Origin of the sequence: Bacillus sp. PS196, assembly GCF_037963555.1 — a bacterium.
GTDB lineage: Bacteria > Bacillota > Bacilli > Bacillales > Bacillaceae > Bacillus > Bacillus subtilis.
This window is the reverse complement of record NZ_CP150159.1, coordinates 1,911,605-1,925,495: the sequence shown is the minus strand read 5'-3', so window position 1 is coordinate 1,925,495 and position 13,891 is coordinate 1,911,605. Positions and strand designations below refer to the sequence as shown.

The 13,891-nt window shown below is 46.2% G+C and carries 7 protein-coding genes and 2 pseudogenes; 5 read left to right on the top strand and 4 right to left on the bottom strand.

Annotated elements, in window-relative coordinates; genetic code table 11:
* Positions 1 to 39: 39 nt before the first annotated feature.
* On the bottom strand, positions 40 to 576 hold the full coding sequence (locus tag NST79_RS09840) for a GNAT family protein (RefSeq protein WP_212060434.1): 537 nt from the start codon (positions 574 to 576) through the stop codon (positions 40 to 42).
* 500 nt (positions 577 to 1,076) lie between these two features.
* Positions 1,077 to 1,232: a YolD-like family protein gene (locus NST79_RS09835; protein WP_248719476.1), complete on the bottom strand. Its 156-nt coding sequence runs from the start codon at positions 1,230 to 1,232 to the stop codon at positions 1,077 to 1,079.
* Between the two features lie 554 nt (positions 1,233 to 1,786).
* Between NST79_RS09835 and NST79_RS09830 the strand changes: the two genes are divergently transcribed.
* Genes NST79_RS09830 through NST79_RS09815 form a run of 4 tightly spaced genes read left to right on the top strand, consistent with a single transcriptional unit; the run spans position 1,787 to position 5,628 of the window.
* Positions 1,787 to 3,163, top strand: a complete 1,377-nt coding sequence (locus NST79_RS09830; RefSeq protein ID WP_212059441.1) for a glycosyltransferase — start codon at positions 1,787 to 1,789, stop codon at positions 3,161 to 3,163.
* The gene (locus NST79_RS09825) at positions 3,160 to 4,266 is read left to right on the top strand and encodes a glycosyltransferase (protein WP_212059437.1); all 1,107 of its coding nucleotides are present in this window, start codon (positions 3,160 to 3,162) and stop codon (positions 4,264 to 4,266) included. Before NST79_RS09830 ends, NST79_RS09825 begins: the two co-directional genes overlap by 4 nt.
* The gene (locus NST79_RS09820) at positions 4,253 to 4,960 is read left to right on the top strand and encodes a class I SAM-dependent methyltransferase (RefSeq protein ID WP_212059439.1); all 708 of its coding nucleotides are present in this window, start codon (positions 4,253 to 4,255) and stop codon (positions 4,958 to 4,960) included. The genes NST79_RS09825 and NST79_RS09820 overlap by 14 nt, the downstream gene beginning before the upstream one ends.
* Entirely contained in the window at positions 4,957 to 5,628 is a 672-nt protein-coding gene (locus tag NST79_RS09815; RefSeq protein WP_129138156.1) for a glycosyltransferase family protein, read from the top strand. Before NST79_RS09820 ends, NST79_RS09815 begins: the two co-directional genes overlap by 4 nt.
* A 103-nt stretch (positions 5,629 to 5,731) precedes the next feature.
* Here NST79_RS09815 and NST79_RS09810 read toward each other — a convergent pair whose 3' ends face one another.
* Positions 5,732 to 6,958, bottom strand: a complete 1,227-nt coding sequence (locus NST79_RS09810; protein WP_339225842.1) for a hypothetical protein — start codon at positions 6,956 to 6,958, stop codon at positions 5,732 to 5,734.
* Between NST79_RS09810 and NST79_RS09805 the strand changes: the two are divergent.
* Positions 6,888 to 7,604 (top strand): annotated as a pseudogene (locus tag NST79_RS09805) (DUF4573 domain-containing protein); the annotation flags it as partial. The gene NST79_RS09810 and the pseudogene NST79_RS09805 sit on opposite strands and share 71 nt — an antisense overlap.
* 2,378 nt (positions 7,605 to 9,982) lie before the next feature.
* Here the strand turns inward: NST79_RS09805 and NST79_RS09800 are convergent.
* Positions 9,983 to 13,453 (bottom strand): annotated as a pseudogene (locus tag NST79_RS09800) (NTTRR-F1 domain); the annotation flags it as partial.
* Between the last annotated feature and the right edge of the window lie 438 nt (positions 13,454 to 13,891).

Genomic DNA, 13,891 nt, shown 5'->3' with positions numbered 1-13,891 from the left:
GCCTTACTATAAACTATACGTTCTATAGCTGTTATGGTTTCAAATTCCTGCATTACCCCTCTTACAATTCCACTCTTCCTCTAAAATAGCGTAATAATATTCATCCCACCATTCATTGCCTTTTGGAATACATTTTTTAAAAAAGCCTTCTCTTCTCATTCCAATCTTCTTCATAACTCGGTATGAGGGAATATTCTCAGGTTGACACGTAGCTATAATCCTATGTAAGTTCATTTCTTTAAATCCATATTCCAAGATAGCTTGGGCTGCCTCAGAAGCATACCCTTTATTTTGATAATTGGGATTAAACACCCACCCAATTTCATATGTATGTTCACCAAAATACTTATAAAAAACAATATGGCCTATAAGACAGTCTTCATCTCTTAGTATGACAGGGAATTTTTCAGCGTTATCACCTTTGTTTTTATTTACAAATGCCTTTGCATCTTCTTCAGTAAAAACCCCTTCAGGTATATACTTCATTACATTACTATCAGATGTATACTCATATACTGCTTGCCAATCTTTGAATTCAAATTCACGTATCAATAACCTTTTTGTTGTTATATGCATTAAAGCAACTCCCCTCTAATATACTTAATCTTTATTTCAATATGAAGACAACAATAACCTCTTTAAAACTATTCTTATTCAACAATATTGCCTCTTGCTAGAACAACTCAAGGATTTCTGACTGTGAACAAGCAATGGAATATGATTCTCAAAAATAATTCCCTTACCCTTCTCATAATTTGCAGGAGGCTTTTTTGTTTTTTAAGATAACATTAATCTTCCTTATTCATTTAAATATGATAAAATATTACATATTTAATATAGGAGGGCTTGTGTTGGAGCAAATGATCTCTTCTTCTAAAAATATTGGATATTTTATTGAGAAAGGCTCATTTGAAGTTGCAAGTAGAGGTCACACTTCTTAAATATGTATTATTCCCCCTCAAAATTTTTTTTGGGGGGATTTTTATGATTTGTGTCCTCCAGTAAGCTTTACCGGCTTATAAGAGACTTAAATGAATCACTTAAATTGATTAACCATATTAAGAATTAAACATTTCTCAAAAACAGATTTTATTTGTGGATTTACGACGCATCTCAAATAGTCTCGATAGCAATTCTTTGTTAAATTCAAGTGCCTCATAGACTAGAAGATCCATCTCTTCAATATGTTGCTCATCTAAGGACGGTTTTTCAATTTCTGATACGTCAATCAAATCTTATTTAAACTACGTTAAATGTTCTGGAAACATCATTGATGTCCATTTCATTAAATTATGTTGTCTCATTGTTTATATGTACACGATGATTCTTTCTAAAGTAGTACTCAACTAGTTTCAGTTACAAAAAACATTCTATAAATCATAATTGATCCCTTTAAAGTCACGAAACCTATATAAAAATTTCTATCTGACCGATATTTCGTCCTTCTCCCCTGCTATAAACGTATTAAATAAAATAATACCCTCATCGGTATTCTCCTTTAAATATATAACTCCTAATTCACGATTTAATACAGAAAGAATTAAATATAACTTTCATACAAACTGGTTAAGGCAACTTCTCATCCCTATTCCCCTGAATTCCCCAACCTTGTTGATCCCCTTAAGGGAAAACTAAATGTAAAACAAATTCATCGACTTTTTCTTTAAAAAACCATTCACATTTTTACGTTTAAGCAGCATTCTCCTTTTTACAGGAAAGAATCATTCCGTCTGAACATTACGATATACATATAGTATCCGAATGATATTGGCGAAGGGCGGAGGTTATAGTGAAAACGAGTATTATTGTTCTGACTTATAATCAATTAGCTTTAACAAAACAATGCTTGGAGAGCATATGGAAGCATACGAATAATGACTGTATAGAAGTAATTGTTATAGATAACGGCTCTCATGACGGTACACGTGACTACCTCAAACAGATAACTTCAATTAAGGCAATTTTTAATAAAATGAACGAAGGCTTCGCAAAAGCCTGTAATCAGGGCCTTGAAGTTGCCTCAGGGGACAATATTCTTTTTTTAAACAATGATACTGTTGTAACAAATCAATGGCTGGAGCCAATGATCAAGCTGCTTTATCAGGATGATAAAATCGGCATGGTCGGGCCTGTAAGCAATTATGTCAGCGGTCCGCAGCAAGTTCCCGTTAACTATACAAACGTTGAAGAAATTGAAGATTTTTCTCGTCTTTACTGTTTGCAGCAGCGAGGCAGGTCAAAAGCTGTATTGAGACTGGTCGGATTTTGCCTGCTTGTCAAAAAGAAGGTGTTGGATCAAGTCGGCGGTTTTGATGAACGTTTTGTAGGCGGTTCATTTGAAGATGATGATTTAAGCCTCCGCGTACTGCAAGCGGGGTATCAGCTAAAAATCGCTCTTGATTCGTTTGTCCACCATCACGGTCATGCCACGTTTACAGGCAATCCAGATTTAAGCATCAGTCAATCATATGAAGAAAACCGGCAACGCTTCATCGATAAATGGAAGGTGGATGTAACAACATTCTTTGACTCCCAGCCCCAGCTGACAGCACTTGTGCCAGCGGAAGCCGACTCTATCTTACATATCGGTTGCGGCACGGGAGCTGCGGGGACAGAGCTTTTGAACCGGCAATCCTGTTTATTGTATGGGATTGAAAAGGATGAGTTATTGCAGACCATTGCAAGCCCCTATTACGAACAAGTCATTTCGGCAGATGTGGAAACATGCGACCTCCCTTACCCTGAGTCCTTTTTCGATGTAATTTTGATCGGTGACCTTTTAAACTGCTCAAAAAATCCCAGACATACAATTGAGACTCTTGCCGTTTATCTAAAGCCTTCTGGCTCGCTGATTTGCAGCATCCCAAATACTGCCTATTCAGATACATTTTTCTCTTTATTATGTGGTGCATCGACGTACACACATTTCATCACACCTCGCAACGTAAATACCCTATTTCCTGAATATCTTTATGACATAAAATCCATCACCTCCCATTCCTCCGATACTGAATCAAACATACAGCTCTTTTTACAAGAACTTCAATTCCTTGCCGGACAATTTGGTTTGTCTTTGGATCACTTGTCAAAACATGCCCATATTGATTACATGTTTGTCCATGCCATAAAGAAAAAACAGAATAAAGCGGAGGTGGCGATGTGATTTCAATCAGTTTATGCATGATTGTAAAAAATGAAGAGGCTGTTATTGGCCGATGCTTAGATTCTGTGCAGGAGATAGCTGATGAGATCAATATTGTGGATACCGGGTCAGTTGACAAGACGAAAGACATTGCTGCTCGCTATACAGACCGAATCTTTGATTTTAAATGGATTGACGATTTTGCGGCAGCCCGAAATTTTTCGTTTCAGCAGGCGACATCCGACTATATCTTATGGCTTGACGCCGACGACGTGTTTACCAAGAAAGATCAAGAGCTGTTATTGGATTTAAAAATAACGCTTGACCCGGATATAGACGCGGTCTCAATGAAATACCATTTGGCTTTTGATGAAGAAAATAACGTCACATCCAGCTTAAGGAGATACCGGCTCGTAAAACGGGAAAAGAGCTTTAAATGGATCGGCGCGGTTCATGAATACCTAGAAGTATATGGGAAACTTCACCACAGTGATGCAGCGGTTTCTCACCTGCCACTTAGTCATGACGCAGATCGCAACCTCCGAATTTATGAAAAAATGGCCTCGTCAGGAAAGGATTTTTCTCCAAGAGATTTATTTTACTATGCGAACGAGTTGTGTGATCACGGAAAAATGGAGCAAGCGATTGAGTACTATTTACGTTTTTTACAAACGAAGCAGGGATGGGTAGAGGATAATATCAGAGCGTGCAATAAATTAGCAGACTGCTACCATTCACTGGGGCTGAAGGAAAAAGAATTAAGCTGGGTGCTCCACACGCTCGTCTATGGACCGCCTAGAGCAGAAACCTGCTGCAGGCTGGGATACTCTTTTTTAGAAAAAAACGATTTTCAAAGTGCGGTCTATTGGTATGAAAAAGCAATAGAAAACAAAGGAGCAGAAAACCTGGCTTTTCAAAACCGCGCCTGCGCGACCTGGCTTCCCCACCTGCAATTAGCCGTCTGCTACGATAAACTCGGCCAGCATCATCTTGCCTATCAGCATAATGAATCGGCATTGCAATACCGTCCCCATGATTCAAGAATGCTAGCCAACAAAAAATATTTTGAAGATATTCTAAAGATGCAGACCGGCTCCGGGGGTGAACATCATGGAAATCAATAAAAATTCACTTGCTGATTCTATGAAAGAGTATGAGTTAAAAGATAAAGAGTATTACAAAGGCATCAACTGGCAGCTATTTGATCTGATAGAACCGCATGCGAAAACCATTCTTGAAGTCGGATGTGCTGAAGGCTTGTTTGGCGCAGCTGTGAAGGAAAAAACGAATTGCTCCTATTATGGGATCGAGTCTTATCCACCAGCTGCCGAAAAAGCAACACATTATATTGACGAAGTAATAACGGGAGACATTGAAACACTGAAGCTGCCTTTTCAAAAAAACACATTTGATCACATTATCTTCGGTGATGTTCTGGAGCACTTAATAGACCCGTGGGCAGTTTTAGGTAACATCAAGCCTTACGTAAAAGAAACAGGGAGTATCTTGGCAAGCATCCCGAATATCGGACATATCTCGATTTTCGAAAGTCTGCTGTCCGGCAAATGGACGTATATACAGGCAGGGCTGCTCGATAAAACACACTTCCGTTTTTTCACCTTGGAGGAAATGAAAAAGATGTTTCATGAAACAGGCTACAAGATCAACCAAATCGAGCCTATTGTTTTTACGACTCATTATTATGAAAAAATGATCAGCAAACTTGCTTATGTCAGATCATGCATGGGAATTCACCATGCAGATCTTGAGGAGGAGGCCAGAGCCTATCAATATGTCATAAAGGCAGAGAAAAGATGAATCAGCATACAAACGAAAATTCAATTAGCTTCATTACATGTGTGAATGACGATACCCTTTATGATCTCTGTCTAAGACATATTCAGTCTCTTTCTGTACCGCCGCATATGAAGGTAAAATTAATCAATATCCGAGACGCAGACAGTATGGCGTCCGGCTACCAGGCGGCAATGGAGGACTCTGACTCAAAATATAAAGTGTATTTACATCAGGACACATTTATCATCAATCGTTCCTTTATTTATGATATTCTCCATGTCTTTCAGCACAATGATCAGCTTGGCATGATAGGCGTTATAGGAGCTGAAGAAGTGCCGCAAAGCGGGATTTGGTGGGAGGCTTCTAAAAAAGCCGGAAAAGTCATTGAATACCGCAGTACGTACAACTATTTATTATTTGATGAAATTGATGAAACTGTGAAAGCAGTTCAAGCATTAGACGGTTTATTACTGGCGACTCAGTACGATGTTCCATGGCGAAAAGATATTTTTAACGGATGGCATTTATATGATACTTCTCAATGTTTTGAGTTCAGAAAAAAAGGATATATAGTGGGCATCCCTCATCAGAAAGAGCCTTGGGTCTTACATGCATGCGGCAACGAGTTTGATACAGACCAGTATTCTTATTACCTTAAAAAATTTTTGGAGGGATATTCCGAGACATGATAAGGTTTCAATACCACGACAAAGAAACCTACTGTTTAAAAGTAGGTTTCTTGTTTCATATGCTTGAATTTTTTTAAAAAAGTGATTTTTTAATTCTCTATTATTAAGGGAACCTAATAGCATTTATATCTAGGTTTAGTGCGTTGCTGCCACTCACATTACTTACTGTTGTGAAGATTATCCTAATCTCATAAGAAGTCGTGCCTGTGACCGTGGTAGCATCTACATACGTTGTAGCAATTGGAAATCTTGACGTAATTGCAGCGCTGATATTTCTTTGGACGGAGCGTGTATCTACTAATACTCCGTTTCTATAAATTCTGGTTTGAAAAGTAAAGTTTGAGTTAGCTGTCGTTGTAACATCTACGGAAATGGCAAGGTCTAATTTTATTAATTGTCCTGCGACTGTTGGCACACTTAAAGTACCAATCGACGTTTCAGTACCGTTAATAGCAAGCGGAACGGGGCCTGCTATTTCACTGTAAAACAGCTGTGGATTTGCCCCGGTTGAACCGGTTGGTCCTGTTGGTCCTGTTGCACCTGTTACTCCGGTTACTCCGGTTACTCCGGTTGATCCGGTTGGACCGGTTGCTCCGGTTGATCCTGTTTCTCCTGTTGCTCCGGTTGCTCCGGTTGCTCCCGTTGATCCGGTTGGTCCTGTTGATCCTGTTTCTCCTGTTGCTCCGGTTGACCCAGTTACTCCCGTTGCACCTGTTACTCCCGTTGATCCGGTTGGTCCTGTTGATCCTGTTACACCTGTTACTCCTGTTGCTCCCGTTGATCCGCTTGGTCCAGTTGATCCTGTTACTCCTGTTGCTCCTGTTGCTCCGGTTGCTCCGGTTGACCCAGTTACTCCCGTTGCACCAGTTGCTCCTGTTGCGCCTGTTGGACCGGTTACTCCGGTTGATCCAGTTTCTCCTGTTTCTCCTGTTGCTCCGGTTGACCCAGTTACTCCCGTTGCACCAGTTGATCCTGTTGCGCCTGTTGCTCCAGTAACTCCTGTTGGACCGGTTGGTCCTGTATCTCCAGTTGCACCAGTTACTCCTGTAGCTCCTGTTGCTCCGGTTGGACCGGTTACTCCGGTTGATCCAGTTTCTCCTGTTTCTCCTGTTGCTCCCGTTGATCCGGTTGGTCCTGTTGATCCTGTTACTCCTGTTTCTCCGGTTGGTCCTGTTGGACCTGTTTCTCCTGTTGCTCCCGTTGATCCGGTTGGTCCAGTTGATCCTGTTACTCCTGTTTCTCCGGTTGATCCTGTTGATCCTGTTACTCCAGTGGCTCCCGTTGATCCGGTTGATCCGGTCGCGCCAGTTTCTCCGGTTGACCCAGTCACTCCTGTTACTCCTGTTGCTCCGGTTGCTCCGGTTGACCCAGTTACTCCCGTTGCACCAGTTGCTCCTGTTGCGCCTGTTGGACCGGTTACTCCGGTTGATCCAGTTTCTCCTGTTTCTCCTGTTGATCCGGTTGGTCCTGTTGATCCTGTTACTCCTGTTGCTCCGGTTGGTCCTGTTGGACCTGTTTCTCCTGTTGCTCCCGTTGATCCGGTTGGTCCAGTTGATCCTGTTACTCCTGTTTCTCCGGTTGATCCTGTTGATCCTGTTACTCCAGTGGCTCCCGTTGATCCGGTTGATCCGGTCGCACCAGTTGATCCGGTTGGTCCTGTTGATCCTGTTACTCCTGTTGCTCCGGTTGGTCCTGTTGGACCTGTTTCTCCGGTTGATCCTGTTGATCCTGTTACTCCAGTGGCTCCCGTTGATCCGGTTGATCCAGTTTCTCCTGTTGCTCCCGTTGATCCGGTTGGTCCAGTTGATCCTGTTACTCCTGTTTCTCCGGTTGATCCTGTTACTCCTGTTACTCCAGTGGCTCCCGTTGATCCGGTTGCTCCAGGGGCTCCGGTTACTCCCGTTGATCCGGTTACTCCTGTTACTCCTGTTGATCCCGTTGATCCGGTTGCACCTGTTACTCCTGTTGCTCCTGTTACTCCTGTTGCTCCCGTTGATCCTGTTGATCCTGTTACTCCTGTTACTCCTGTTGCGCCTGTTGATCCTGTTGGACCGGTTACTCCGGTTGATCCTGTTTCTCCAGTTGGACCGGTTACTCCTGTTGCGCCAGTTTCTCCGGTTGCACCAGTTTCTCCGGTTACTCCGGTTGCACCTGTTGCTCCTGTTGCTCCTGTTTCTCCTGTTGGACCGGTTGGTCCTGTATCTCCAGTTGCACCTGTTACTCCAGTTTCTCCAGTTGATCCGGTTGATCCAGTTAATCCTGTTACTCCAGTGGCTCCGGTTTCTCCCGTTGCACCAGTTGGTCCGGTTGCACCAGTGGCTCCAGTTACTCCCGTTGCACCAGTTGATCCGGTTGATCCAGTTGATCCTGTTGATCCTGTTGATCCTGTTGTGCCAGTTGCTCCGGTTGATCCAGTTTCTCCTGTTACTCCGGTTACTCCCGTTGCTCCTGTTGCTCCTGTTGTGCCAGTTGCTCCGGTTGCACCAGTTTCTCCTGTTACTCCGGTTACTCCCGTTGCTCCTGTTGTACCAGTTGCTCCGGTTGCTCCGGTTACTCCAGTAGCTCCCGTTGATCCGGTTGCTCCGGTTACTCCCGTTGCACCAGTTGCTCCTGTTGATCCTGTTGATCCTGTTGGACCGGTTACTCCTGTTGCGCCAGTTTCTCCTGTTACACCAGTTGCTCCGGTTACTCCGGTTGCTCCGGTTACTCCGGTTGCTCCGGTTTCTCCCGTTGCACCAGTTGCTCCGGTTTCTCCTGTTACTCCTGTAGCTCCGGTTGCACCTGTTACTCCAGTTGCTCCTGTTTCTCCTGTTGCTCCAGTAGCTCCCGTTGATCCGGTTGCTCCAGTGGCTCCTGTTGATCCGGTTGCTCCAGTGGCTCCTGTTGATCCGGTTGCTCCAGTGGCTCCTGTTGATCCAGTTAGTCCGGTTACTCCAGTGGCTCCGGTTACTCCCGTTGATCCGGTTGGTCCTGTATCTCCAGTTTCACCGGTTGGTCCTGTTACTCCTGTTGGACCGGTTGGTCCTGTATCTCCAGTTGCTCCTGTTGATCCGGTTGGACCGGTTACTCCTGTTGATCCTGTTTCTCCAGTTGGACCGGTTACTCCTGTTGCGCCAGTTTCTCCTGTTACTCCGGTTACTCCTGTTGATCCTGTTGGACCGGTTACTCCTGTTGCGCCAGTTTCTCCTGTTGCACCAGTTTCTCCGGTTACTCCGGTTGCTCCGGTTACTCCGGTTGCTCCGGTTTCTCCCGTGGCACCAGTTGCTCCGGTTTCTCCTGTTACTCCTGTAGCTCCGGTTGCACCTGTTACTCCAGTTGCTCCTGTTTCTCCTGTTGCTCCAGTAGCTCCCGTTGATCCGGTTGCTCCAGTGGCTCCTGTTGATCCGGTTGCTCCAGTGGCTCCTGTTGATCCGGTTGCTCCAGTGGCTCCTGTTGATCCAGTTAGTCCGGTTACTCCAGTGGCTCCGGTTACTCCCGTTGATCCGGTTGGTCCTGTATCTCCAGTTTCACCGGTTGGTCCTGTTACTCCTGTTGGACCGGTTGGTCCTGTATCTCCAGTTGCTCCTGTTGATCCGGTTGGACCGGTTACTCCTGTTGATCCTGTTTCTCCAGTTGGACCGGTTACTCCTGTTGCGCCAGTTTCTCCTGTTACTCCGGTTACTCCTGTTGATCCTGTTGGACCGGTTACTCCTGTTGCGCCAGTTTCTCCTGTTGCACCAGTTTCTCCGGTTACTCCGGTTGCTCCGGTTTCTCCTGTTACTCCTGTAGCTCCGGTTGCACCTGTTACTCCAGTAGCTCCCGTTGATCCGGTTGCTCCGGTTACTCCCGTTGCACCAGTTGCTCCTGTTGATCCTGTTGCGCCAGTTTCTCCTGTTACACCAGTTGCTCCGGTTACTCCGGTTGCTCCAGTTTCTCCCGTTGCACCAGTTGCTCCGGTTTCTCCTGTTGCTCCAGTAGCTCCCGTTGATCCGGTTGCTCCAGTGGCTCCTGTTGATCCAGTTAATCCGGTTACTCCCGTTGATCCGGTTACTCCCGTTGATCCGGTTGGTCCGGTTGCTCCAGTTTCACCGGTTGGTCCTGTTACTCCTGTTGATCCTGTTACTCCTGTTGGACCGGTTGGTCCTGTATCTCCAGTTGCTCCTGTTGATCCGGTTGGACCGGTTACTCCTGTTGATCCTGTTTCTCCAGTTGGACCGGTTACTCCTGTTGTGCCAGTTTCTCCTGTTACTCCGGTTACTCCTGTTGATCCGGTTGCACCTGTTACTCCCGTTGCTCCTGTTTCTCCGGTTGATCCTGTTACTCCTGTGGCTCCTGTGGCTCCGGTTACTCCCGTTGATCCGGTTTCTCCTGTTACTCCTGTAGCTCCGGTTGCACCTGTTACTCCAGTTGCTCCGGTTTCTCCTGTTGCTCCAGTAGCTCCCGTTGATCCGGTTGCTCCAGTGGCTCCTGTTGATCCAGTTAATCCGGTTACTCCCGTTGATCCGGTTACTCCCGTTGATCCGGTTGGTCCGGTTGCTCCAGTTTCACCGGTTGGTCCTGTTACTCCTGTTGATCCTGTTACTCCTGTTGGACCGGTTGGTCCTGTATCTCCAGTTGCTCCTGTTGATCCGGTTGGACCGGTTACTCCTGTTGATCCTGTTTCTCCAGTTGGACCGGTTACTCCTGTTGTGCCAGTTTCTCCTGTTACTCCGGTTACTCCTGTTGATCCGGTTGCACCTGTTACTCCCGTTGCTCCTGTTTCTCCGGTTGATCCTGTTACTCCTGTGGCTCCTGTGGCTCCTGTGGCTCCTGTGGCTCCGGTTACTCCCGTTGATCCGGTTTCTCCTGTTACTCCTGTAGCTCCGGTTGCACCTGTTACTCCCGTTGCTCCCGTTGATCCGGTTGCTCCAGGGGCTCCGGTTACTCCCGTTGATCCGGTTTCTCCTGTTACTCCTGTAGCTCCGGTTGCACCTGTTACTCCCGTTGATCCGGTTGCACCTGTTACTCCCGTTGATCCGGTTACTCCTGTTACTCCTGTTGCTCCCGTTGATCCGGTTGCACCTGTTACTCCTGTTGCTCCTGTTACTCCTGTTACTCCTGTTGCGCCTGTTGATCCTGTTGGACCGGTTACTCCTGTTGATCCTGTTTCTCCAGTTGGACCGGTTACTCCTGTTGATCCGGTTGCTCCAGTTGGACCGGTTACTCCTGTTGCGCCAGTTTCTCCGGTTGCACCAGTTTCTCCGGTTACTCCGGTTGCACCTGTTGCTCCTGTTGCTCCTGTTGTGCCAGTTGTGCCAGTGGCTCCGGTTACTCCCGTTGCTCCTGTTGGTCCGGTTGATCCTGTTACACCTGTTACTCCTGTTGTGCCAGTTTCTCCTGTTACTCCGGTTACTCCTGTTGATCCGGTTGCACCTGTTACTCCCGTTGCTCCTGTTGATCCTGTTGGACCGGTTGGTCCTGTATCTCCAGTTGCACCTGTTACTCCAGTTTCTCCAGTTGATCCGGTTGATCCTGTTGCACCAGTTTCTCCTGTTGGACCGGTTAATCCCGTCGCACCAGTTTCTCCTGTTACTCCCGTCGATCCGGTTACACCAGTTGCTCCTGTTACTCCTGTTGCTCCAGTTGGACCGGTTAATCCTGTTTCTCCTGTTGATCCTGTTGCGCCAGTTTCTCCTGTTGGACCGGTTACTCCCGTCGCACCAGTTTCTCCTGTTACTCCCGTCGATCCGGTTACACCAGTTGCTCCTGTTGCTCCAGTTACCCCAGTAGCTCCTGTTGATCCTGTTGATCCTGTTGCGCCAGTTTCTCCTGTAGCTCCGGTTGCTCCTGTTGCACCAGTTGGTCCTGTTGATCCTGTTGATCCTGTTGATCCTGTTGCGCCAGTTTCTCCTGTAGCTCCGGTTTCTCCTGTTGCTCCAGTTGGTCCGGCTACTCCTGTAGCTCCGGTTTCTCCTGTTGATCCTGTTGATCCTGTTGCGCCAGTTTCTCCTGTAGCTCCGGTTTCTCCTGTTGCACCAGTTGCTCCAGTTGGACCGGCTACTCCGGTTGCTCCGGTTGCTCCGGTTGCTCCTGTTAATCCTGTTGCACCAGTTTCTCCTGTTGGTCCAGTTACTCCGGTTACACCAGTTTCTCCTGTTGGACCGGCTACTCCTGTAGCTCCGGTTTCTCCTGTTGGACCAGTTGGTCCTGTTGGTCCTGTTAATCCTGTTACTCCAGTTGCACCAGTTACTCCCGTCGCACCAGTTTCTCCTGTTGGTCCTGTTAATCCTGTTACTCCAGTTGCACCAGTTGCTCCTGTTGGTCCTGTTAATCCTGTTACTCCAGTTGGACCAGTTACTCCCGTCGCACCAGTTTCTCCTGTTACTCCCGTCGATCCGGTTACACCAGTTGCTCCTGTTGATCCTGTTGCTCCTGTTGATCCTGTTGCACCAGTTTCTCCTGTTGGACCGGCTACTCCTGTAGCTCCGGTTTCTCCTGTTGGACCAGTTGGTCCTGTTGGTCCTGTTAATCCTGTTAATCCTGTTACTCCAGTGGCTCCAGTTACTCCGGTTGCCCCAGTTACTCCCGTCGCACCAGTTTCTCCTGTTGGTCCAGTTACTCCGGTTACACCAGTTTCTCCAGTTGGACCGGTTACTCCCGTTGGACCAGTTGGTCCTGTTACTCCTGTTACTCCTGTTGCGCCTGTTGATCCTGTTGGACCGGTTACTCCCGTTGATCCTGTTGCACCTGTTGATCCGGTTGGTCCTGTTACTCCAGTTGATCCTGTTACTCCAGTGGCTCCCGTTGATCCGGTTGGACCGGTTGGTCCTGTATCTCCAGTTTCTCCAGTTGATCCGGTTGCACCTGTTACTCCAGTGGCTCCGGTTACTCCCGTTGCTCCTGTTGGTCCGGTTGATCCTGTTACTCCTGTTGATCCGGTTGATCCTGTTACTCCTGTTACTCCTGTTACTCCTGTTGCTCCCGTTGGTCCGGTTGCACCAGTGGTTCCAGTTACTCCCGTTGCACCAGTTGGTCCGGTTGCACCAGTGGTTCCAGTTGCTCCGGTTGATCCTGTTTCTCCTGTTGATCCTGTTGATCCTGTTACTCCTGTTACTCCTGTTACTCCTGTTTCTCCTGTTACTCCTGTTTCTCCTGTTGATCCTGTTGATCCTGTTACTCCTGTTGCTCCTGTTGCTCCTGTTGATCCAGTGGCTCCGGTTACTCCCGTTGATCCTGTTGGTCCGGTTGCTCCAGTTTCTCCGGTTGATCCTGTTGATCCGGTTGGTCCTGTATCTCCAGTTGCACCAGTTACTCCCGTTACTCCAGTTGGACCGGTTGCGCCTGTTGCTCCTGTTGATCCTGTTGCTCCTGTTGCTCCTGTTGCTCCCGTTGGTCCAGTCGGTCCAATTCCCCCAGCAGACTCTATTAAAGAAAAATCATCAATTAGAACAGACCCAAAAGTAGTTTTGCTTATTACCACTACTGCGTTTACTGCTTCAGCGGGGGTTTCAATTGTTCTATATATTTCATTCCATGTATTAAATGAGACATTTGGAAAATTTCCGGAAGCAATGATAATTTCCTGTCCGCCTTCAATCTCTTCGCCTTCACTGTTAACAAATAAAATTTGTATAGTTACTTGGGGACTTGAATTGTTTCCAATTCTCCCAAGCGAAACGATGAATATCAGAGATTGTCCAGAAACGACAGGCACGATCTGCCCTAAAAAAGCATACGGCTGGTTACTGAAAAACTGTGCGGAATATCTTCCAGAATGGGCAAAAGTATTAATAACGGACGTATTTGCAGAAGCCCAGCCCGTCAGATTGCCTGTTTCAAAACCTCCATTTACAATCACATCATTCACTCAACTTCATTCCCTGCCTTTTTGAATAGTTCCAGCTATTATATGCAGGAAAAATGCCATCGGTCTTTCACTTCGCTAGCTGAAATAAAAAAAGATGAATGCCCCGAATCACTTTTTCTCCCAGACACTGTAAAGACCGGTACATGGAACCTGAAAAGAAGAAGCAGTAAATTAGCTTCTTAGACGGCCGAGAGAATGAAGTTTGGACTTGATTTAAAGACAGAAAAAGCTTTTCGGGAATTTGCAATGCGATTGAGGATTTCACATATCCTAGATTGAGAAGCGGACGCTAATGAAGAAGTTTTATCAGACTAAGAAAGAGCAACTAAAGTCAAAAAAACGTTTTATAAAAGCTGCTGGCAAGGGTACCAACAGCTTAGCTACTATTATCACAAGATTGCTATTTTATTTATTTAATTAAAGTTGCGCCTAACAAAT

Coding starts and splice junctions, on each gene's coding strand:
- NST79_RS09840 (WP_212060434.1), bottom strand. CDS start 576: ATGCATATAACAACAAAAAGGTTATTGATACGTGAATTTGAATTCAAA.
- NST79_RS09820 (WP_212059439.1), top strand. CDS start 4,253: ATGGAAATCAATAAAAATTCACTTGCTGATTCTATGAAAGAGTATGAG.
- NST79_RS09815 (WP_129138156.1), top strand. CDS start 4,957: ATGAATCAGCATACAAACGAAAATTCAATTAGCTTCATTACATGTGTG.